Raw genomic sequence first — 21739 nt, forward strand, 5'->3', positions numbered from 1 at the left:
GCGGGCTCGCAAATATGCCCGCCCTCTTCTACCGCCCACACGTCACCGCCCGCTTCCCGGCTTCTACAGCCCGGAAGCGGGCGGTGGTCGTCAGGACCTGTCAGGTTTTCGGGAGGAGTATGCGCATAGGGCTTCGCCTTGTCGCCAGACCGGTTCAATCTTTAGTTAATTATATAGTTTCAATACTATGTATTGCAACAAATTAACTACCACCTATATACAGTTTCAGCAAATTATATTTATCTAATAACAAATAAATATATTTATATTTTATTTTGGAATACCTGTATGTTTGCAGCCAGTGTGAAAATCCATGATTTTCACCGATAAACCTCATTTACTTCTTTTTCCCATCTCTCCACTTCTCTTCCCACAACCATTGCGTATGCAACACAACCTTTACTCATTGGCCGGCCAAACTACCTCCCGCTGGGGCAGTCAGGCACTACGGCTACTTCTGTTAACGTGTGCGCTGGTGCTGAGTGTAGCCACCGCTCAGGCCACTCACTTCCGCTATGGCAGCCTTACCTGGCGCACCGCTCAGAGCGACCCTACCGGCCGCACCATTGTATTTAAAGTAAGCCAGGCCTGGCGCAGCAGCGCCTACGGCAATCCTACCGTGGGTGCCAGCATTCCTACCGACGCACTGATATTCGGCGACGGTCAGTCGGCTGGTATTACCCTGCAGGTCACCTCGGTTGATCCGCTGGCTGACAATTTCTATGGCGAGGCCACCATTACGCATACCTACCCGGCCGCCACAGCCTATACAGCCTACTACTCCAGCTGCTGCCGTATCTCATCGTTGTTCAACAACCGTGATGCCAGCTGGTATGTGAGTACGCGGGTGCAGGCCGGCTCGGGCAACAACTCGCCCGTATCCACCATGCCGCCGGTGGTAAACCTGGCCACGGGCCAGACGGCCGCCACCTTCCAGCTGGCCGCCACCGACCCCGACGGGCAGTCCCTGCAGTATTCGCTGGCTACCTCGGCCGACCTGGGCGGGGTAGGCTTTACCAACGCCCCCGGCCTGGCCGTAAACCCCACTACCGGGGTGGTTACCTTTAATACGGTGGGCGCTCCGCTGAACCGCCTGTACAATGCGGCCATTAAGGTGAGCGACGGACAAACCAGCGTTATCGTTGATTTCATCATCAACATCACGCGGGTATCGGCCCCGCCGGTATTCGACTACAGCCTCACGCCCAGCAACGGCTACGTGTATCAGCTCTCCCCCGGCCAGACCCTGACCTTTGGGGTACGCGCCACCGACAGCGACGCCGGCGACCAGGTGCGCCTGCAGGCCATTGGTCTGCCTCCCGGAGCAGGTATGTCGCCGGGCCTGCCCGCAACGGGCAACCCCGTGCAGAGCACGTTCACCTGGACGCCCACCATCAGCAACCTGGGCAGCAGCGTCATCAGCTTTGTAGCGCAGGACCAGGCTGGGGTGCAAACCACCTCCTCGGTTACGATAGTAGTGAGCACCCGTCCCGTGTTTGATGTGCCCCCCACCGCCGCCAGCGGCAGTGTGCTACACGTGACGCCGGGCACGGTCATCAACCAGACCATTCAGGCCTCCAACGCCGGCACCGGCAGCCTGGTGCGTATTACAGGCGCTACGGGCCTGCCCGCCGCCGCCACGTTCTCGCCGGCCCTGCCCACGCTGGCTGCCAACCCCACCAGCACGCAGCTGAGCTGGACGCCCGCCGTGGCCGACTGGGGCCTGCACACGGCTACCTTCACGGCTACCAACAACTACAACGATCAGGCCACGCACCAACTGCAGTTCATCGTTAACTCGGCCCCGTCGTTTGTGTCGACCCCAACTTCGCTGAACGTAGTGGCCGGTCAGCCCTTCGTATACAACGTGGTGCTGGCCGATGCCGACCTGCCCTACGGCGACGAGCTGGAGATTGAGCATCCCACCCTGCCTGCCTGGCTGACCCTCACCGACAACGGCGACGGGACCGGCACCCTGAGCGGCACGCCCGCCGTGGCCGATGCCGGCCTGAACCCCGTAACGCTGGTGGCCGCCGACATCTACCACCACGGTATGAGCTACGGCCTCATTACGCAGTCGTTCGACATCAACGTGATTCCGTGCACGGTGCAGGCCCTGGCCCAGGACGTGACGGTGCAACTGGACGCCAACGGCCAGGCCCAGGTGCTGGCCTCGCAGGTGGATGCCGGTTCCACGGCTTCCTGCGGCGTTGCCTCTATCAGCGTAGCGCCGGCCTCGTTCGACTGCTCGGCCCGCGGTACCAACCAGGTTACGCTCACCGTAACCGACAGCAACGGCTACACCGCCACCGCCACGGCTACCGTAACGGTAGTGGATGGTATAGCCCCGAGCCTCACGGCCCCGGCCGCGGTAACGGTTTCGGCTGATGCCGGCCAGTGCTCGGCCAGCAACGTAGCCCTGGGTGCGCCCACGGCTACCGACAACTGCTCGGGCGTGACGGTAACCAACAACGCTCCGGCCATATTCGGCCAAGGCACCACCACCGTAACCTGGACGGCCACCGACGCAGCTGGCACCACCACCACCGCCACCCAGCTGGTAACGGTGAATGACACCGAGAAGCCGGCCCTGACCGTGCCGGCCAACCTGACCGTAACGGCCCCCGCCAGCACCTGCGGCGCGGTAGTGAGCTTCCAGCCCACGGCCACCGATAACTGCGGTACCGTGAGCATCAGCACCAGCGTGGCTTCGGGCAGCCTGTTTGCGGTGGGTACCACGCCCGTCACCGTAACGGCCACCGACGCGGCCGGCAACACCAGCACCGGCAGCTTTACGGTAACCGTGCTCGACGTAACGGCTCCGACCGTGGCTACTCGCAACGTGACGGTAACGTTGGTAAACGGCGCGGCTCAGATAACGGCCGCCGACGTGAACAACGGCAGCACCGACGCCTGCGGCCTCGCCGGCCTGACGCTGAGCCGCCAGCAGTTCAGCTGCGCCAACCTGGGGGCCAACCCGGTTACCCTCACGGCAACTGACGTGCACGGCAACGTGGCCAGCGCCCCGGCGGTGGTAACGGTAGTAGGCAGCATTCCGGCACCCGTTATTACGGTTACGCCCGGCACCAACGTGTATACGGGCGGTGTGGCCACCACGCTGTACTTAGGCTACGGCCCGCAAACGGCTACCCTCACTGCCACCGGCGGCGTCCAGTATGCCTGGAGCCCGGCCGCTGGCCTGAGCAGCAGCAGCGTGGCAAACCCTACGTTCACGGCTCGCACTCCCGGCACCTATACCTACATCGTAACGGTTATCAACCAGTATGGCTGTTCGGCTACGGCCACCGTTACTCTTACGGTAGTAGATGTGCGTTGCGGCAATAAGAACGAGAAGGTGGTAGTGTGCCACAATGGTCACGAAATCTGCATCTCCCCGAATGCCGTGCCGACACACCTCACCCAACACCCCGACGACCGGTTGGGAACCTGCTCTGCTGCTGCCCAGGAAGCTCGCCCAGCGGCAGCAGCCGAAACCGCCGCGGCCGCCGTTACGGCGTCGGACCGCCTGGTATTCGACGCTTATCCCAATCCCTTCAGTGCCAGCACTACAGTACACATACGCCCTACTTCGGCAACTGCGGCCAAGGTGCGCGTGTACGACAGCATGGGCCGCGTAGTGGCTGTTCTGTTTGACGGTATGACGGAAGCCGGCCGTGACTATGAACTCACGCTGGATGCCCGTACGCTGGCCACCGGCCTGTACCTGTGCCGCTATGAGGCGCAGGGCCAGGTAATCACCCAGCGTCTGGCTGTAAGCAAATAATACCCGGCTTGTTCCGCATACAAAAGAGCCCCCCGGCCGCGTGGCCGGGGGGCTCTTTTGTACCGGGGTGGTCCGTGACTGACGGCCACGAACCGCACCAACTTATTTCTTCAGCACTTCCAGCTCCCGACCTACCTCAATAAAGGCAGCAATGGCCTTGTCGATGTGCGCGCGGGTGTGGGCGGCGGAGAGCTGCACCCGGATGCGGGCCTGGCCTTTGGGCACCACAGGGAAGTAGAATCCCACTACGTAAATGCCCTTATCTAGCATTTTGGCGGCGAATTCCTGGGCCAGCTTGGCATCGTAGAGCATGACGGGCACGATGGGGTGCTCCCCGGGCTTGATGTCGAAGCCGGCTTCCGTCATTTTCTCGCGGAAGTATTTCGTGTTTTCCTCCAGCTGGTCGCGGAGCCGGGTGCTTTCGGTGAGCAGCTCCAGCACCCGCAAGCTGGCCCCTACAATGGCGGGCGCGAGGGTGTTGCTGAACAGGTAAGGGCGGCTGCGCTGGCGCAGCATGTCAATGATTTCCTTGCGGCCCGAGGTGAAGCCGCCCATGGCCCCGCCCAGCGCCTTGCCCAGCGTGCCGGTGATGATGTCCACGCGGCCCAGCACGTTGCGGTACTCGTGGGTGCCCCGGCCGGTTTTGCCCAGGAAGCCCATCGAGTGGCACTCGTCAATCATCACCAGGGCTTCGTACTTATCGGCCAGGTCGCAGATTTTGTCGAGCTGGGCGATGGTGCCGTCCATCGAGAACGAGCCGTCCGTGACGATGATACGGTGGCGGGTGCCTTTGGCCTGAGCATCCTGGAGCTGCTTTTCCAGGTCCTCCATGTCGTTGTGGGCGTAGCGGTAGCGCTGAGCCTTACACAGGCGCACCCCGTCGATGATGCTGGCGTGGTTCAGCGCATCCGAAATAATGGCGTCCTGCTCATTGAACAGGGGCTCGAACACGCCGCCATTGGCATCAAAAGCCGCCGCGTACAGGATGGTATCCTCGGTGCCCAAGAACTCGGCCAGCTTGGCTTCCAGCTCCTTATGAATATCCTGGGTGCCGCAAATGAAGCGCACCGACGACATGCCGTAGCCGTGGGAGTCAATGGCCTCTTTAGCCGCCTTCACCACCTCGGGGTGCGACGACAGGCCCAAGTAGTTGTTGGCGCAGAAGTTCAGCACTTCCCCGGCCTCATTGGTTTCAATTTCGGCGCCCTGGGGCGAGGTAATTACCCGCTCCTTTTTGTAAAGGCCGGCATCTTTGATTTCCTGGAGCTGCTGCTGCAGATCGGGCTGGAGGGTGGAGTACATGCGGTGAGGTGGTGAGTTAGTGACTTGGTGAGTGGGAGATTGGGCAAAGATACTACGCTGGGCTTCTGAGCAGAGTAAGGAACTGGCTTACGTGAAATTGTTCAGGATGCTGGCAGCCAGCAAATCCGGTGCTCCTGGCGGGTAACCGGCACGCCGGGAAACAGCGGTTCCAACGCTCCTCCGTTGTCCAGCAGGCAGGTAATCAGTATCTGCTCTTCACTGCGCAGGTATAGCACCTGATAGTCGTAATCACTCCAAAGGCTGCTGCTGTAGCGACTGGTGTGCCAGGTGATGCCCGTTATATCATCAAACTTAAAGACCAGGGGTATGCCGTGGTTGTAATACACCGCCGTCCTCTCCGTGGGCCTCACATGCAGAGCCGCTCGTTGGTCGTGGTGCCAGTAGCTGCGGTGCAGCTGCCAGGTTATCCCGAACATCACCCCAAAAGGCAACCCCGTCAGTATTAGAACCAAGATGGCATCGGAAGCCGAGGCCAGAGTGGCCGCGCTTTTCAGCAGCAGCAGTGCCATTACCAGAAATACTCCGTTCATCAGCCAGGTTTGCCAGCCAATCTGCCACCAGCGCGCCACATATACGGCTTCCAATGCTTGGCGCTTTTGGGCTCCCTGATACAGCCAGAACGGGCGTAACACCGCGTAGAATCCGCCACCGATGATTACTACCAGAGCAAGGGCTGTCCACGCATCCATAGTCAGCTACCGGGTGCTCCCCGTTACCGGCCGTCCGAAAAACGCCTGCACGCCGCGCCGGCCGCTGGCCATCAGGCGCTGCTTGTCGGCGTCGGGCATGCGCTTGATTTTGGGGGCGAAGCCTTCGGTGTTGATGCTGATGGTGCGGGGCCAGTCCTGGGCGCGGGTGGGGTTGAGGGTTTCCTCGGTCAGGTTGTACAGCGCCCCGATGTAGCTGCCGAAGCCGTTGATATCGTAGGGGGCCAGCTGCTGGCGGCCGGTGGGCAGCGTGTCGCAGGCAATCTGCTCGGCCCGGTCCAGGCGCAGGCCCAGGGTTTCGGGGTTGTACACGCGGCCTTCGGCGTCGGGCTTGGTGGAGGCGGAGAGCTGGCCCAGCAGGTAGCGCGGGTGGTCGAACAGCTCCACGGGGTAGTTGGCCAGCAGGCCCCCATCTACCAGCACCTGCACGGGCTGGCCTTTCTGGGGCTTACCCTGGATGACGTTGCCCCGCGCATCGAGCAGCACCGCCCGGAAGTAGAGTGGAATGCTCATGCTGATGCGCACGGCATCGGCCACGCGCATGGTGGGGTTGGTTTCGTAGCTGAATACCTGGATGCGCTGCTGGGTGAGGTTGGTACCGGTGGTGTACAGGTCCAAGAAGCGGCCGGGCTGCTGCTGAGCCAGCTGGTGCAATTCCAGCAGGGTGAGGTCGGGGCGGTTGGTTTTGCGGGCCACCAGCTGCCGCATGTGCTCGGTGAGGGCGTCGCCGCGGTACCAGCCAAACTGCTTGGTGAAGCGGTGGCTCCCCCCGATGAATAGAAACCGCCCATCGTTGAAACGCTGAATGGGCGTGTTATTCACCACATCGATAATTTCCCGGGGAGAAAACCCCACGGCCAGCAGCGCCGCCTGAATGGCCCCGGCCGAGGTGCCGCCTACCCGCTGCAGGCCCGCCAGCACGCCTTGTTTTTCTAGTTCCTCCAGCGCCCCGCCGTAGGCCACTCCCCGGATACCGCCGCCTTCCATCACCAGGTTGCGGTACGGGGGCCGGGCGGTAATGGACTGGGCATTGGCCGCGCCGTGCAGCAATGGTAGTACACTCAATAACAAGAGAAACCAGTAGCGCATAGCCTCACGAGGTAGATGACAGAGAGTAGAGCCCAAAGATACTGCCGCCGTTGCGTTTGTGCTCCATCACATCCAGCTACCGAAAGCCCGTCGGCCCCGTATCTTTGCATTCCTTTACCACCCTTTTTTCTTCACCACCCTCCCGAATGGCTACATCCAGCACTTCCGCCGCTACCACCCCCGGCGACACTATCCTCGTTATCGGCGCCGGCGGACAGCTGGGCCTGGAGCTTACCCACGAGCTGCGTCAGATCTACGGGGCATCCAACGTAGTGGCTGCCGATGTGCGCGCCCCCAAAGACGCGGAAACGGCCCAGGCCGGCCCTTTCGAGCAGCTGGACGTGCTGGATAAAAACCGCCTGGAAGAAGTAATTCGGCAGTACAAGCCCAAGCAAGTGTACCACCTGGCGGCGCTGCTGTCCGCCACGGCCGAGAAGAACCCCAAGTTTGGCTGGCAGCTGAACATGGATGGGCTGTTTCACGTGCTGGATGCCTCGGTGGACCTGGGCGTGCAGCAGGTGTACTGGCCCAGCAGCATTGCCGTGTTCGGGCCCGATACCCCGCGCCACAACACGCCCCAGCTCACCGTCATGAACCCCAACACGGTGTACGGTATCAGCAAGCTGGCCGGGGAGCAGTGGTGCGAGTGGTACTTCCGCAAGCACGGCCTGGATGTGCGCAGCCTCCGCTACCCCGGCCTCATCGGCTACAAGAGCCTGCCCGGCGGCGGCACCACCGACTACGCCGTGGACATCTACCACAAAGCCGTGGCCGGCGAGAACTTCGAGTGCTTCCTGCAAGAGGACACCTATCTGCCCATGATGTACATGCCCGACGCGCTGAAGGCCACCCTGGACCTGATGCACGCCCCGGCCGACAACATCAAGGTGCGCAGCAGCTACAACCTGGGCGCCATGAGCTTCAGCCCGCAGGAAATTACGGCCAGCATCCAGCGCCACTACCCCGATTTCCAGGTAACCTACCAGCCCGACCAGCGCCAGCAGATTGCCGACTCCTGGCCCGCCAGCATCGACGACAGCCAGGCCCGTCAGGACTGGAACTGGCAGCCGGAGTTTACCCTCGATAAGATGACCGACGACATGCTGCTGCACCTGAAGGAAGCCGTAGTGCTGAAGTAGTATGGGCGTTATTGGCTTCCTGCTTGGGCTGGTTGTCAATGCCGGCGCTGTTTACCTGATCTATTGGTTTTTTCGCACCATCATCCGGCGCTACTACGGCAACGTGCGTTCTGCCAATCCATTTCAGGCCGGCTGGGCACAGTTGCTGGACCAGTATGAAAGCTCGCATGGCATATTGCGCATGGCCCCATTCTACGCCCTAATTGGGGGAATATGGTACAACGATGTGCTGCAGATTGGCTTTGATTCGCAGGATGTCGTCATCCGCAACACTATGGGCTTTTCTTCCCTGGTCAGAATCCCATACAGCCATATCGAACTGCTGCGGCAACCAGAGCCATTTAAGGCAACTTCCCTGAGCGAAACAGAATACACACCCGGCTTATTCCAGGTTGGTATGGTTGAAGTTGGGTTAGATGCGTACTGGACCGCGCAATTCCTGCAACGCATGGCCGCTGCTTCTCCCTCTACGTCCTGATTAGCTGACTTTCTGAATTTTCGCACGCCCCGCCTCATCCGGTGGGGCGTTTTGGTTTCTAGCTCCTGCTGAAAACCTGCGTGGCGCTGGTGCGTTCCTCTTGGCAAACATTACCGCACCCTGCCATGATTGTCAACTACGTACCCACCGGCTGGCAGATTATCTACCAGCAGGCCCACGCCCTGCTGGCGGCCCAGCTACTGCACCAGTGGCCCCCGTTTCTGCCCCTCGACCAGTGGGTGGGCCTGCTGGCCGCCGCCGCCCAGCACGACGATGAGCAGGCCGACTGGACTGGCCACTATGGCCTAACGCCCGCCGGAGCACCGGCCAACTTCACCATGAAGGAATTTTCCCTGGAACAGGCCACCCGCCTGATGCACGCGGCGCGGTTTCAGGGCCGGTGGCGCAGTCTGCTCACCAGCCTGCACCTGAGCACGCTCTACGAGAGCCTCCGGGGTCAGCAGGCGGAAATTGATGCGTTTCTGGATGAGCAGCAAACCAGCCAGCAGCGGTGGCGGCGGGAGCTGAAAATCAAAAAAGCCGACGCCGACCAAGCGTATACACTCCTGCACTGGTGCGACCGGCTCAGCCTCATCCTCTGCCGCCGGGAGCTGCCGGAAATGGGCCGGGCCCTGGAAATCTACCACGGCCCCGACGGCCGCCGCTACGAGGTGCTGCGCCCCCGTGAGGACGGCCCGGTACAGGTGCAGCCCTGGCCGTTTGCGGAGGCGCAGTTTACGGTGAGCGTAGAGGCCACCATGCTGCACCAGCTGCAGTTCCGGGACGATGCGGAGCTGGCCCGGGCCCTGCGGGAAGCCCCCATCGAAACGCTGCGCTGGGAGCTGCACAAATAAGCCCACGGGCCGGCCACTCATCGGTATTGACCAGCTCAACCGGAACGCCTGCGGGCCTCGGGCCGTAGTACGGGCACCTTCCTTTCCTCCGAACCACTGCCGTATGGCCACGCACTACAAGCTTTCCGACGTTCTCAACATCCTCAAAACCACGGCCAGCGAGTTCATGGTCAATAACTCGCTGCGGCACGCGGCGGCGCTGTCGTACTACACCATTTTCTCGTTGCCGCCGCTGCTGATTATCGTCATTACCACGGCCAGCACCGTGTTTGGCACCGAAGCCATTACCGGCCAGGTGTACGCCCAGATGAAGGGGTTGGTAGGCACCGATGCGGCCAAGTTTATGCAGGACAGCATCAATGAGTTTAATAAGCAGGAGCGCAGCGGTTTCGCGGCCGTTATTGGCATCGGCACGCTCATTTTTGCGGCCACCACATTCTTCGTCACCCTGCAGGAAAGCATCAACGACATCTGGAACCTGAAGGTGAAGCCCCACAACAGCCTCTGGCAGTTTGTGCGCGACCGGCTGCTGTCCTTCGGGCTCATTCTGAGCGTGGCCCTGCTGCTGCTCATTTCCTTCGTCATCAGCGCCACACTTAGCTTTTTTACTGATTATCTGCAGCGCATCATGCCGGAAATAACCGTTTTCCTGCTTAAGCTCATTGATTTCAGCCTCTCACTGTTCATTACCTCCCTGCTGTTTGCCCTCATCTACCGCTTCCTGCCCGATGCCATCATCCGGTGGCGCGACGTAGGCGTGGGCGCGTTTATCACGGCCCTGCTGTTTATGCTGGGCAAGTACCTCATTGCCTTCTACATTGCCCAGGCTAACCCTGGCTCCACATTTGGGGCGGCGGGCTCGGCCATTATTCTGCTGGTGTGGGTAAACTATTCGGCCCTCATCATCTTCTTCGGGGCCGAGTTTACCCAGGAGTTTGCCGATGCCTTCGGGCAGCGCGTGCAACCCAAAGCCCACGCCGTGCGCATCGAAACCCGGGAAGTGCCCGAAGGCCAGACCGCGGAGGAAATTGCCACCGGCCGCCCCCGCCCCCAGGGCCGCTGGCGTGGTTAAGGAAATGGATTGCGTCAGCTGCAGTAGGCATTGGCGCGTCTGTTGCCAGCAGAATGCTCTCTTTAAAAGTCTATACCACCGAGCTTTCTTTTATTCACATCCTTCACATATTCAATTCATTAATACCACAGCACATACCCTGCATAATGGTAATCACAAGCCGTCATGAAGTCTGATGCGGGCGAATTATGTTGGCGCGGTATAGCAACCTGCGTGCGGGAAACTGCTAGGTTTGGCAAAACGCATTAGCCATCCTTTATGCAACGTTTCCTGTTTCTGTGTTTCACGATTATTTGCTTGCTAGCAAGCCCCGCCCGAGCCCAAACGCCCGGCACTCGTACACTTATTCTCAGCCCGCTGGTGGGCGAGGTGATTGACGGCCGCGAGAAATCCCGCTACGGGCTATTCCCAGCTATTTCGGCCAATGATTTTCAGGAGGCCCGCTTTGAGCAGAGCCTCAGCGCCGACAGCGCCGTAACCTTATACCTGCAACTGCGCGACGGGCGCATGCTCCTGCAGGCGTACCGGCCGGCCGACTTGGCTAGCCTGCGCCAGCAAATCAGTCAGCGGGAGCAGGAGCTGGCCGCCCCCGCCAGCGGTACGGTGCCTGCCGACTCAGCCGGGTGGCAGTACCGCGTTACGCTCCGCTCGGGCTCCACCTTCGACGGGGAACTGTTGCGCCGGCTGCCGGGGCACCTGGAGTTTAAAACCAAGGACTTGGGTACCGTGCAGGTAGAGCGCACCAACGTAGCGCGGCTGGAGGTACTCACGCAGCAACTGGCCGGCCGCCCCGCCGGTTGGCACGACATCGGCAGCGGCAACCGGCTGTTCTTCGCCCCTACCGCCCGCAACCTGCGCAAAGGCGAAGGGACACTGCAGGTTATCAGCCTCTACGCGCTGGGCGTCAACTACGGCTTCACCGATTATTTCTCGATGGGGGCGCTGGTATCGGTAGTACCCGGCATTCCCCTCGGCGACCAGCTGCTGGCACTTACACCCAAGCTCTCGGCCCGGCTGTCGGACCAGTGGCACGTGGGAGCCGGGGCCATGTACCTGCGCGTGCCCAGCGACTACTCCAATAAGCCGGGCTACGGCGTGGGGATTCTGTACGGAGTAGCTACCTACGGCTCGGCCGAAAACAACTTCACCATGGGCCTGGGCTACGGCTTTGCCGGCCGGGAAATGGGCCGCACGCCCCTGCTGCAGATTGGGGGCCAGACGCGCATCAGCCGCCGCGTTTCGCTGATAAGCGAAAACTACTTCACCACCGATGCCGACGCCGGCGTATTCGGCTTGTACGGCGCTAAAATCAACTGGCGACGCACCAGCCTGGGCCTGGCGGGTATCTATGCCTTGCCCTACGAGGGCCAGGGTTTCAGCTCCTACATCATCCCGCTCTACATCGACTTTACGTACCGCTTCGGCCGCGCCAGCCGGTAGGTTTCTACGCTTGCGTATACCACAACGGCCCGCTGTACAGCTTGTACAGCGGGCCGTTGTGATGTAGCACCTGCCGGTTTAGGCCGGTTGGGGCTGGTTTTCCTTGGTGGCCAGCTGCCCGCAGGCGGCGTCGATGTCCTTACCGCGCGAGCGGCGCACGTTTACCTGAACGCCGCGGTCGGCGAGGTACTTCATGAAGGGCACGAGGCGGTCTTCCTGGGCATTGAGGAAGGCGGCCGGGGCAATGGGGTTGTACTCGATGAGGTTCACCTTGCAGGGAATCCACTTGGTGATTTCCAGCAGGGCCTTGGCATCGTCGATGGAGTCGTTGAAGTTGTCGAACACGATGTACTCGTAGGTTACCATGCGGCCCGTTACCTGGTGGTAGTGCTGCAGCGCCTCCTTCAGTACCGGCAGCGAGTTCGACTCGTTGATGGGCATGATAGTGTCGCGCTTCTCGTCGGTGGGCGCGTGCAGGCTCAGGGCCAAATTGGCCTTGAAGCCGTCGTCGGCCAGCTTCTTGATCATCTTGGAGATGCCGGCGGTGCTCACCGTGAGGCGGCGGGCGGCCATGCCCAGCCCTTCGCGGTTGTCGGTGATGCGCTCCACGCTCTTAAACACGTTGGCGTAGTTGAGCAGCGGCTCACCCATGCCCATGTACACGATGTTGGTGAGCGGGGTGCCGAAGTGCTCCTGGGCCTGCTGGGCAATGATGGCTACCTGATCGAAGATTTCGGCCGTATCGAGGTTGCGCTTGCGCTCCATATAACCGGTGGCGCAGAACTTACACGTCAGCGAGCAGCCCACCTGCGAGGAGATACAGGCCGTCATGCGCTCATCCTTCGGGATGAGCACGCCCTCTACCAGGTGTCCGTCGTGCAGGCGAAAGGCGTACTTGATGGTGCCGTCGGAGCTTTGCTGCTGGGTGTGAATCTGCACGCTGTTGATGACGAAGTGCCGCGTGAGCAGCTCGCGCGTGGCCAGGCTCAGGTTGTTCATGTCATCGAACGAGCCGGCTTTGTTTTTCCACAGCCATTCCATCACCTGTTTGGCGCGGAACGGCTTTTCGCCTTGCTCCACGAAAAAGGCTTTCAACTCATCGAGCGAGAGTTTACGGATGTCGCGCTTGGAAACTACGGGCAAATCAATCATCATGGGGCAAAGATACAACACCACACGCCGAAGCCCTACGCTCCGGGCCGGGAACGTGCTTTAACTCGCTGAAAGTGAAAAAAGTGCCGGGCGGTGAAGTTGTGAAATGATGAAGTTGTGAGTTTATTGTTCGGCAGCATGTAACCCCGGCAGCTCCAGACAGGCTAAACACTCGCTAAATCACCGCCTCACCGCTCCGGAGGCGGGCGGCGGCTTCCGGTGGCAGGGCCCGGAGTTTGCGGGTAGTGTAATCGAAGCAGAGCATGCCGGTTTTGGCCCGGGCAATTTCCCGGCCCTGAGTAGTGTGGATGTGGTACACCACATCGAAGCCGTACTTGTGCAGGTCGGCGGCGGCCATGCGCAGGTGCAGCACGTCGCCGTAAAACCCTTCGCCCTTGTACTCCACGGCCAGATCGGCCATAATCAGGCCCTGCTGCGTGGCAGGGTCAAACTCCGTCAGGCGCATCTGGCCCAGAAACTGTACCCGCGCCTCGTGTAGCAGGCTTACCAGCGCATCGTTGCCGAGGTGGTTGCCATAGTTGAGGTCGGTGATGCGGACGAGAAGTGCCACCGTAACCGGAAAAGTGGCGGGCAGGTCAATTTTAATTCGGGCCATAACGCGGAGCAAGAGGAAAACGGGCGGTAAAATACAACAACCAAGCTCGGCCGGATTCCGCCGAATCCGCCGTATATTGGGCTACGGTGCCTGCCGGGCCATCAGCCGCCGCCCGCACTACTATTTCGTTTTCCGTATTCCTGCCTTTATGATGACGACGCCCCACGTCGAGGTGCGCGCTACCGCCGATGGCTCTAGCACGCTTTACGTTCCGGCCCTGAATGAGCATTACCACAGCACGCACGGGGCCTTGCAGGAAGCTCGCCACGTGTACTTGGCCGCCGGCCTGGAACCGGCCCTGCAGGATGCTACCGAGCCGGTGTGGGTGCTCGAAATCGGCTTCGGTACGGGCCTGAATGCGTTGCTGACGCTGGAGCGCGCCCTCTCGGCCCCGCAGCCGGTATTCTACGATACCATTGAAAAGCACCCGCTACCCTGGGAAATTGTGGGGCAGCTGGGCACCGAAAACTACCTGCACGAGCCGGAGCTGCTCGACTACCAGCAGCAGCTGCATGCCTCCAGCTGGGGCCGGCCGGTGGCCCTCACCCCGCACTTTGTACTGCTGAAGCGGGCCGGGGAGCTGCAAACCACGCCCCTGCCCAACGATACCTACCACGTTATCTACTTCGATGCCTTCGCGCCGGAAAAGCAGCCGGATATGTGGACGGATGAAGTTTTCCAGCAGCTGTACGCCGCCGCCGCGCCGGGTGGCTGCCTGGTAAGCTACTGCGCCAAGGGCTCTTTCAAGCGCAGCCTGCTGGCGGCGGGCTGGCTGGTGGAGAAGATTCCGGGCCCGCCCGGCAAGCGGGAAATGACCCGGGCCTGGAAGCGGGGGTAGCCTAGCACAATACACCATGAAACTGAGTTGTCGCCTGAATCAGCTGACGGAGCCAGAATATCTGCACCTGCTCGCCAATTATCGGCGCTACACCAATTTCAATTCCCTAGGGCTGTTTCGCAGCTTACTGGAAAACGAGAAGCTGAGCCAGGTGCAGCGGCAATACCTGCGGGATGCTGCCATAGCCGCGTTTCCGAAGTTCTACGAGTTTCTGCAGCTGAAAGACCCCGTCACCTACGCACAGCTCAGCATGCTGGGACAGGAACTGACCGTGGCCGATGAGCGCGCGGTATGGGAGGAAATTAAGCGGCAGCAGCAACGCCTCCTTACTCAAAAGCGGCTTGGACACCGCAACTTTGGCACCTATTCCCGCCATAATTGCCCATATACTACTTGCCCATATAACGGACTGATGGTTCGGCAGAACTCCCGATTGGCAGAAAGCGTGCTGCGTTTTCATTCCGAGCGGCGGATTGGTTGGGGTTATCACAACCATCAGGCCGCCCGCCGCCGCCAGGAGCGGAAAGCCTGGGCGCAGGGCCGGCAACCACGCACTGAGTAGGCTGGTCAGCTTAATTCCGCGGAGCCTGCGTAAGTTGCCAGTGCTATGAGTCGAAAATTACTGGAAACCGACGGGCGGGAGTGGGTGCAGAAAGGCCTCATTTCGGAGGCGCAGCGGGAGCAGCTGCTGACGCTCTACCCCACCGAAGCTACTGCCGTAGGGCTATTGCCTTTGCTGGGCAGCCTGCTGGTGGGCTTAAGCGCATTGAGCGTAGTGGCCGCTAACTGGCAGGCTTTGCCGGAGCTGGTGCGGCTGGCGCTGCTGCTGGGCTCTTTGTGCGGGGCCTACGCCGGGGGCGAGTATTTCCGGCGGCGCGGCAACCAGGATTTGGCAATGGGCCTGGTGGCGCTGGGCCTGCTTCTGTTTGGGGCCAGCATTGTACTTACCAGCCAGCTGTATCAGTTGATTGGCTACGACCTGACCGGCCTGCTGGCCTGGGCGGTAGCCGGCATGGGCCTCACGTGGCTGTACCGCAGCCGCTTGTTGTTTCTGATGACGGCCGTTATCAGCGGTATTGTGCAAGGTTACAATACCGGGCAGTTGGGTGCATTCAGCTACCTCACGGCCGTTGGCACCGCTTTGGGGCTGGGCTACTACTGGTGGCGGCGGCCCGATGCGCTGCTGGGCGGGGTACTGGCTACGGGCCTGCTGTGGCAGGCGGCACTGCTCATCAACTTTCTGCACGTTAAAATCACCTGGTTTTTTATTCCGGCCACGCTGGTATATGCCCTCGGCGACTGGCAGCCCGACCGACCATCGGGCCGGGCCGTGCAGGGGCCGCCGCTGGTAGCGGCATTTCTGTTTACGCTGGGGCTGGCTCTGTTTGGCGAGTCTGATCTATACGCCGGGCAGCTGCGGGCCCCGCTCGTGCCGTATCTGGCGGCGCTGCTGGGCGTGGCGGCTTTATCGGCGGCAGGCAAACAGCGCCGGGGGCGGCTGGGTAGCTTTACGGATTGGTTACTGCTGCTGCCGGGTTTCTACTTCACCGGCGGGCTGCCGCTGGCCGTGGCTACCCTGGTGGTGCTGTACGCATATTCCGGGGCGGTGCTGTGGCGGGCTCACCAGGAGCAGAACCCCGACCGGGTAACGTTGGGTACGGTGCTGTTTATTCTGACCACGGCCGTAGCCTATTTCAAACTCACCTGGGGCTTCATGGATAAGTCGTTGTTTTTCCTGCTGGGCGGCTTGTTGCTATTGGGTATCTGGTGGGTGCTGCGGCGGCGGGCGGCCCGCACGTTTTCCGGCCCTTCTTCCACTCCCTCATGACTCCGGATACCTTTCCCACACCCTTGCCCGATTTACCCGACCCAGCCCGTCGTCGGTGGCTGCGGTGGCTGGTGGCCGCCCAGGTGTTATTCGTGCTGGGCGTAGCCGCCGCTGGTTACGCTACGGCGGCCCTGGGCCGCACCTTCTGGCTTAGTACCCAACCCGTTGATCCGCGCGACCTGCTCTACGGCGACTATCTGAACCTGCGCTACCAGATCAATGAGCTACCGGGCAGCCTGTGGCGGGACTCTGCAACGCCGCGGCGGCAACAGGCGGCCTACGTGCTGCTGGCACCCACTCCGGCGGGCACGTACCAAGCCACTGCTGTTTTTCCAGAGCGTCCGGCGGCTACCGGCCAGCAGGTGGTGTTGCGGGGCTCGGTACAGGCCGTGTGGCGGCGGGGCCTACGCCTGCGCTACGGTCTGGAGCGGTATTACGTACCCGAAACCATGAGCCGTCGGCTTTCCCGGCGGCGCCCCATGCGCGTGCAAATCAGCGTGGCGCCCTGGGGACAGGCCCGCATTGTTCGTTTGGATACGCTGGCCCAACCGTAACCAGTGGCCGGCGCTTATCAGTGGTTGCACAATTGCCGGTTCTTGTTGTATCTTGGCTGCCCTGCCTCTATCTACCTATTGCATGTTGTTGTATCCATTTACCCGTTTCCCGTATGAAAGTCACCCTATCCACCCTGGCCGAGGTGCTGGCGGCCCAGCGTCGTGCCGCAAAACCGGCTAAATCGCCTAAAAAACCAACCGTTTCGGCTGAATCCACGACGGCCCTGCCGCTCCAGACAGCCGAATCCCTGGTATCTTCCTGAATGCACAAACGCCCGCCCTGCCAGTAGCAGCGCGGGCGTTTGTGTTACGCAGGCCGGCTGAGCGGACCGCTAGCAGCTTATTTCGCCTGGGCCAGTAGTTGTTTATCGGCCGGGGCCAGGTCTACCAGTGCGTATTTCGGCGTATCCGTGATGTTCATTTCGTCCAATGCATCTACCATGCTGCGGTACTCCGCTTTATCGGACGCTTTGATGAGCACCATACCTTTTTTCTGCCGGAACTGCAGCAGCACTTTCCGTAATCCATCGGTACCGAAGGAGGTGGTGTGCAACTGGGCGGGCTCGGTTGTAGAGTTGAGGCCGTAGAAGTAGTGCACCGTGTGGTTTTTATCCAGCAGCACCGTCAGAGCCCCGGAAGCCGGCACGTCCGTTTCGCCTTTCGGGTCGGGCATGGCCACTTCCATGATGGTGGGCTTGCTGAAGGTAGTGGTGAGCATAAAGAACGTGAGCAGCAGAAATGCCAGGTCCACCATCGGGGTCATATCGAGGCGGAAGGCATGTTTCTTGGCGCGGGGCTTGGTGCCCTTGGCGGCGGGGGCGGCGGTCTGGAGGTCGGCCATAATGATATTGGGGTTAGGTGAATATGGATTGTCTGCAGGCAACGCTATAGCCGGGCCAGGTATTGTATCTACCAGACCGCCGGGTAATCTTGCATTCGTTTTTACTTTATCCTAGACCGCCGCGCCATCTTCCGGTTTTTATGCGCAGACTTCTTCCGCTTCTCGGCATCAGCCTGCTGATATGGGGCCTGTTGCTCTGGCTGCTGCTGGGTAAGATGGCCTTACACGCTACCCTCGACATTCAGCTGCACAATACTTACGTGGTGCTAGGGAGCTATGCCGGGCAACTGGGGCTGCTGGCCCTCGTGCTGTTGCTGGTGCTGGCCGCCGACAGCCTGAAACGGCGGGCCAGGGAAAGCAAGCTGCTGCTCGGGCTGCTGGCCGGGGGCGGATTGCTACTGGAAATACTGCTGACTAGCTTATTCCGCAATACTGCCTTCTCCATTTATCCGCCTCTTTCTGCTGACTCAACCATAGCCGCCGACCCTTTTTTAGCTGTGCGGTGGATATCGTTGGGCCTGCAGGGCTTTGTGCTGCTGGTTATCCTGTGGGCTGGTATCCGGCTGCTACGCTTAGTGCGTCAGCCGGCCTCCACCTAAAACCGCCATACCCGCTCGGGGGTGAGGCAGGCGTGCAGCGGCACGTCGCCGGCCCATACATCGGCAATGGGCGGCACCGGCGACTCCAGGCTCACTCCGATGCGCAGCGTATCGGCCCGGCATTCGGTTAAGAACCGGTCGTAGAAGCCTTTGCCGTAGCCTACGCGGTGGCCGGCTTCATCCACGGCCAGCAGCGGAATCAGTACGGCATCCAACTGTTGCGGCGCTACTTCGGCCGCGCCCACCGGTTCCGGAATCCCCCACTTGTTGTTCCTGAGTTGGGTGTTGGGCGTGAGGTGGAAGTGACGGAGCGTGTGGCCGTCGGGCTGCACCACGGGCACGGCCAGCTGCGGGTGCGGCTGCGCCCAGAGCTGCCGGATCAGCGGCCAGGTATCAGGCTCGTGCTGCTGCGGAATGGGCAGAAACAGGTGCAGCCACTGCCACTGCGCTACCGGAAAACCGGCCCGCAGCTGCTGCCACAGCGCCGCGCTGCGCTGGGCTACTTCGGCTTCGGGCAGGGCGCGGCGGCGGGCCAGGGCTTCGCGGCGGAGAGTGGCTTTGGTCATAGATTTTCGCGGATTGGACTGATTATGCTGATTTTTTATCCGCTGAGACAAACAGCAGAACACTTTTTTCGACTGGTTTCTTTTGGCTGAGCCAATCAATCCAGCGCCGTCACGTAGAAGCCCACCTTCAGCTGCATGCCGGCCAGGGCCATACCCAGCGACGGACGCTCCCAGGAATCCTGGCTGGTTTTGCGAAAGTACAGGTCGCCCTTGCCGTACCCCAGCGCGCTGGAGAAATGCATGTTCTTGCTCACGTCCTGCGCCGCGCCCCCACTTACCCATTCCAGCGTCAGCAGAAAATCCTCTTCCAGCACCAAGTGGTCGGCCGTCAAATCAACCGTGAGCGGTTCGTCGGGGTTGGTGCGGCTGGCCGTGCTCACCAGCAGGTTGCGCGCGAGCAGCTTCTCCGTGGAGGGTTTGCCGTTGGGCAGCAGCCGGTACGCATTCACCCGAAACAGCAGGGTATCGGGTTGCCGGTACAGCACGTTGAAGCGAGCCGAAAGCAGCTTCGTGGGCTTATGCTTCAGCGAAATGACCATGCCTACCTCCGCGCCCAGGTGCTCGGCTTTAAGCCCAGACAGAATGGTTTTGGAGTCGGTGGTGCAGCCCAGCGTGCGGCGGCGCTTGTAGAGGCCCGCGGCCTGCACCCGTACATCGGCCAGCGGCACGGCCACGGGCACCAGCGTGCGGTTGGGCTGCGCCACCAGCTCGCGCAGCACCACCCGCTGGGGCCGGTAGCCCAGGCTGGATAGGTACACGGTATCGGCGAGGTTGGCCGGCGTGTAGGCCAGCTGGTAGCGGCCGTGCTCATCCGTCACGGTACCCACCGTCTTGCCCGGAATACCCAGGTTAGCATACGGCACCGGGCCGGCCGCGGGGCTGGCGGTGATAGTGCCGGTTAGTATCTGACCGATGGCCGTCAGAGGCAGCAGGCCCGCCAGCAGCCCACCGGCCACCTTCCGCAGCCAGGAAACAGAGAAACAGGAACGTCGAATAGCCGCCATCAGCAATAAGGAGTGGGTGAAGTGTACCATACCTCTCCCCCAGAGCCCCGCCGGTGGCCGATGGTTGCCTTCCCGGCTTAGTTGAAACAGTTATGCTGAGCTTGCCGAAGCAGCTCTACCGCGGCTACTCAACAAGTTAGCATTGCGGTAGAGCTACTTCGGCAAGCTCAGCATGACGTTCTTTGGTGACTTTCCGACAAGCTGAAGCTGTTGCTGTTTACTCCTCTTCCAGCACCGTAAACTCCAGGGCCAGCGGGTCGAAGGCGTCCAGCAGCTGGTTGATGAAACCTGGGTTGTTGATGAGGATGCTCAGCACGTTATCCTCCCGCTCCTGCAGGTGGCCGTTGGGCATCAGCTTGTCTTTGAGGGCCGTGAGCTGGGTGTAAGCCGTTTCGTGCTTGGCTTCGGCGGCTTTGCTCAGGCGCTTTTCCAGGCCCTGCACAATGCCGGCTACCTTCTGTTGCTCCGCAGCCACCGTTTTTACCAGCGTAGGGTCGAGGCGCTGAGCCAGCTCGGCCATCTGCTGGAAGGCGGTAGCCAGTTGCTGCTGCTGCTCCCGCAGGCTCACTTCCTCCTGCCCCAGCGTAGCGCCCACCTGCTTTTTCAGCTCGGGCAGCGGCCGGAAGATATCCAGCGAGGTGAGGCCCAGCTTGCGCAGCTTGCCGGCGTTGGCTTTGCCCACGTACTGGGCCGAGTTGCGGGGCAGCAGAATGGGGAACGGCACCTGGTTCTGCTCAAACACGCCCTTCAGCTGGAACCAGTAGGCCACCTCCGCCCCGCCCCCGATGTAGCACAGGTTGGGCAGCAGCAGCTCCTGGTACAACGGCCGAAGCACCACGTTGGGGCTGAACTGCTCCGGGTGCTCCTGGGCCAGCGCCAGCAGCTCCTGCTGGCTGTGGCAGCGGCCAGTGTTGCGCACCGTAATCTGCACGCAGTCCTGGGCCGCGTCGTACTCCAGCCGCTCCCGCTTGCCGCCATCGGTCAGGAAAAACAGGTTGAGGGGGCGCGAGTACACCTGGGGCTTGTAGCCGGCGGCTTCGAGGCGGGCGTTGGCCGCCTGCACGGCCTGGTTGGAGGCCTGGGCCTGAATTTCCTGCTCCAGTACCGGTACCAGCGCCTGCTTCAGGGCCGGCGCGTCGGCATCCAGGCTTACCAACCCGTACTCGCCAAACAGCGCGTGCGTGAGGCGGCGGGTGGCTTCGGCTAACGTGCCCGACTGCTCGTAGGCCTCGCGGAACAGCGCCGGTACATCGGCGGGCAGCTGGTCGAGCAGCTCCTCTTTCAGACCCGCCAGCGGCAGCCGGCCCACGGGCCCGCCCTGGTCGGCGGCGTTCCACTCGTACTTTTTGCCGAACAGGTTCAGGTGGTTGATTTCGGCAAAGTCGTGGTCCTCGGAGGCCATCCAGTACACCGGCACGAAATCGTACTGCGGGTACTGCGCCTTCAGCTGCCGGGCCAGCTTCACGGCCGTTACAATCTTATAGATGAAGTACAGCGGCCCGGTAAGCAGGTTGAGCTGGTGGCCGGTGGTGATGGTGAACGTCGTGTCCTTTGCCAGCAGCGCCAGATTGGCCTGCACCGCCGGGTGCACCCCGGGCAGCGCGGCGTACTGCCGCTGCAGCTCGGCCGTGAGCCGCTGCCGGGCCGCGGGCGGGTACTGGGCCTGCTTCTCTTGTATCTGCTCGGCAAAGGCAGCCAGCGTGGGGAAGCGGTGGTAAAAGGGCTGCAGCGCTTCCGCCTGGCCCAGATAATCAGTGAGCAACGAGGAAAACGCGCCGGTTGCGGCGTACGAAAGAGTCGTGACGGACATACGAGAAGAGGATAATCGGGCTATAACCGGCCAGCGGCCACAAAG

General features: G+C 61.4%; 21 protein-coding genes. 12 read left to right on the forward strand and 9 right to left on the reverse strand.

The genetic code is table 11. From position 1 onward, the window contains the following. Positions 1–385 precede the first annotated feature (385 nt). Complete coding sequence (locus ACN19L_RS10925; RefSeq protein WP_426493513.1) at positions 386–3784, forward strand: HYR domain-containing protein; 3399 nt, start codon at positions 386–388, stop codon at positions 3782–3784. Between the two features lie 102 nt (positions 3785–3886). On the opposite strand, the gene kbl is transcribed toward ACN19L_RS10925, so the two are convergent. The 3 genes from kbl to ACN19L_RS10940 all read right to left on the reverse strand — a co-directional run bounded on the left by kbl (position 3887) and on the right by ACN19L_RS10940 (position 6903). Further along, on the reverse strand, positions 3887–5086 hold the full coding sequence (gene kbl / locus ACN19L_RS10930) for a glycine C-acetyltransferase (RefSeq protein WP_426493514.1): 1200 nt from the start codon (positions 5084–5086) through the stop codon (positions 3887–3889). A 101-nt stretch (positions 5087–5187) separates the two neighbouring features. Beyond that, positions 5188–5796, reverse strand: a complete 609-nt coding sequence (locus ACN19L_RS10935) for a hypothetical protein (protein WP_426493515.1) — start codon at positions 5794–5796, stop codon at positions 5188–5190. Positions 5797–5802: 6 nt separating this feature from the next. Next, positions 5803–6903 carry a patatin-like phospholipase family protein gene (locus ACN19L_RS10940; protein WP_426493516.1) on the reverse strand — a complete coding sequence of 367 codons (1101 nt, stop codon included), beginning with the start codon at positions 6901–6903 and terminating at the stop codon, positions 5803–5805. 146 nt (positions 6904–7049) lie between these two features. Here ACN19L_RS10940 and ACN19L_RS10945 point away from each other — a divergent pair, with 146 nt between their 5' ends. From ACN19L_RS10945 to ACN19L_RS10965, 5 genes are all read left to right on the forward strand, one after another. Next, the gene (locus ACN19L_RS10945; RefSeq protein WP_426493517.1) at positions 7050–8042 is read left to right on the forward strand and encodes an NAD-dependent epimerase/dehydratase family protein; all 993 of its coding nucleotides are present in this window, start codon (positions 7050–7052) and stop codon (positions 8040–8042) included. 1 nt (position 8043) lies between these two features. After that, positions 8044–8520, forward strand: a complete 477-nt coding sequence (locus ACN19L_RS10950) for a hypothetical protein (protein WP_426493518.1) — start codon at positions 8044–8046, stop codon at positions 8518–8520. A gap of 125 nt (positions 8521–8645) precedes the next feature. Beyond that, positions 8646–9374: a DUF3891 family protein gene (locus tag ACN19L_RS10955; protein WP_426493519.1), complete on the forward strand. Its 729-nt coding sequence runs from the start codon at positions 8646–8648 to the stop codon at positions 9372–9374. Positions 9375–9477: 103 nt separating this feature from the next. Beyond that, positions 9478–10446: a YihY/virulence factor BrkB family protein gene (locus ACN19L_RS10960; RefSeq protein WP_426493520.1), complete on the forward strand. Its 969-nt coding sequence runs from the start codon at positions 9478–9480 to the stop codon at positions 10444–10446. A gap of 297 nt (positions 10447–10743) precedes the next feature. Further along, positions 10744–11886, forward strand: coding sequence for a hypothetical protein (locus ACN19L_RS10965; RefSeq protein WP_426493521.1), 1143 nt, complete (start codon positions 10744–10746; stop codon positions 11884–11886). A gap of 78 nt (positions 11887–11964) precedes the next feature. Here ACN19L_RS10965 and rlmN read toward each other — a convergent pair whose 3' ends face one another. After that, positions 11965–13038 carry a 23S rRNA (adenine(2503)-C(2))-methyltransferase RlmN gene (gene rlmN / locus ACN19L_RS10970; RefSeq protein WP_426493580.1) on the reverse strand — a complete coding sequence of 358 codons (1074 nt, stop codon included), beginning with the start codon at positions 13036–13038 and terminating at the stop codon, positions 11965–11967. Between the two features lie 175 nt (positions 13039–13213). Continuing rightward, the gene (locus ACN19L_RS10975; protein WP_426493522.1) at positions 13214–13654 is read right to left on the reverse strand and encodes a thioesterase family protein; all 441 of its coding nucleotides are present in this window, start codon (positions 13652–13654) and stop codon (positions 13214–13216) included. A 148-nt stretch (positions 13655–13802) separates the two neighbouring features. Here ACN19L_RS10975 and mnmD point away from each other — a divergent pair, with 148 nt between their 5' ends. From mnmD to ACN19L_RS11000, 5 genes are all read left to right on the forward strand, one after another. Next, on the forward strand, positions 13803–14492 hold the full coding sequence (gene mnmD / locus ACN19L_RS10980; RefSeq protein WP_426493523.1) for a tRNA (5-methylaminomethyl-2-thiouridine)(34)-methyltransferase MnmD: 690 nt from the start codon (positions 13803–13805) through the stop codon (positions 14490–14492). Positions 14493–14508: 16 nt separating this feature from the next. Continuing rightward, positions 14509–15054 (forward strand): hypothetical protein, encoded by a 546-nt coding sequence (locus tag ACN19L_RS10985; protein ID WP_426493524.1) that lies wholly within the window; start codon positions 14509–14511, stop codon positions 15052–15054. Between the two features lie 45 nt (positions 15055–15099). After that, the gene (locus ACN19L_RS10990; RefSeq protein ID WP_426493525.1) at positions 15100–16320 is read left to right on the forward strand and encodes a DUF2157 domain-containing protein; all 1221 of its coding nucleotides are present in this window, start codon (positions 15100–15102) and stop codon (positions 16318–16320) included. Then, positions 16317–16874, forward strand: a complete 558-nt coding sequence (locus ACN19L_RS10995; RefSeq protein ID WP_426493526.1) for a GDYXXLXY domain-containing protein — start codon at positions 16317–16319, stop codon at positions 16872–16874. The genes ACN19L_RS10990 and ACN19L_RS10995 overlap by 4 nt, the downstream gene beginning before the upstream one ends. A gap of 113 nt (positions 16875–16987) precedes the next feature. After that, positions 16988–17137 carry a hypothetical protein gene (locus ACN19L_RS11000; protein WP_426493527.1) on the forward strand — a complete coding sequence of 50 codons (150 nt, stop codon included), beginning with the start codon at positions 16988–16990 and terminating at the stop codon, positions 17135–17137. 77 nt (positions 17138–17214) lie between these two features. Here the strand turns inward: ACN19L_RS11000 and ACN19L_RS11005 are convergent, their stop codons facing one another. Beyond that, positions 17215–17715 carry an ExbD/TolR family protein gene (locus tag ACN19L_RS11005; protein WP_426493528.1) on the reverse strand — a complete coding sequence of 167 codons (501 nt, stop codon included), beginning with the start codon at positions 17713–17715 and terminating at the stop codon, positions 17215–17217. 140 nt (positions 17716–17855) lie between these two features. Here ACN19L_RS11005 and ACN19L_RS11010 point away from each other — a divergent pair, with 140 nt between their 5' ends. After that, positions 17856–18314, forward strand: a complete 459-nt coding sequence (locus ACN19L_RS11010; RefSeq protein ID WP_426493529.1) for a hypothetical protein — start codon at positions 17856–17858, stop codon at positions 18312–18314. Here the strand turns inward: ACN19L_RS11010 and ACN19L_RS11015 are convergent. From ACN19L_RS11015 to bshC, 3 genes are all read right to left on the reverse strand, one after another. Continuing rightward, positions 18311–18880 (reverse strand): 5-formyltetrahydrofolate cyclo-ligase, encoded by a 570-nt coding sequence (locus tag ACN19L_RS11015; protein WP_426493530.1) that lies wholly within the window; start codon positions 18878–18880, stop codon positions 18311–18313. The two genes, ACN19L_RS11010 and ACN19L_RS11015, sit on opposite strands and share 4 nt — an antisense overlap. Positions 18881–18975: 95 nt before the next feature. Continuing rightward, positions 18976–19884 carry a carboxypeptidase-like regulatory domain-containing protein gene (locus ACN19L_RS11020; protein WP_426493531.1) on the reverse strand — a complete coding sequence of 303 codons (909 nt, stop codon included), beginning with the start codon at positions 19882–19884 and terminating at the stop codon, positions 18976–18978. Positions 19885–20101: 217 nt separating this feature from the next. Further along, the gene (gene bshC / locus ACN19L_RS11025; RefSeq protein WP_426493532.1) at positions 20102–21694 is read right to left on the reverse strand and encodes a bacillithiol biosynthesis cysteine-adding enzyme BshC; all 1593 of its coding nucleotides are present in this window, start codon (positions 21692–21694) and stop codon (positions 20102–20104) included. Between the last annotated feature and the right edge of the window lie 45 nt (positions 21695–21739).

Source organism: Hymenobacter sp. 102 (genome assembly GCF_049949205.1).
Lineage (GTDB): Bacteria > Bacteroidota > Bacteroidia > Cytophagales > Hymenobacteraceae > Hymenobacter.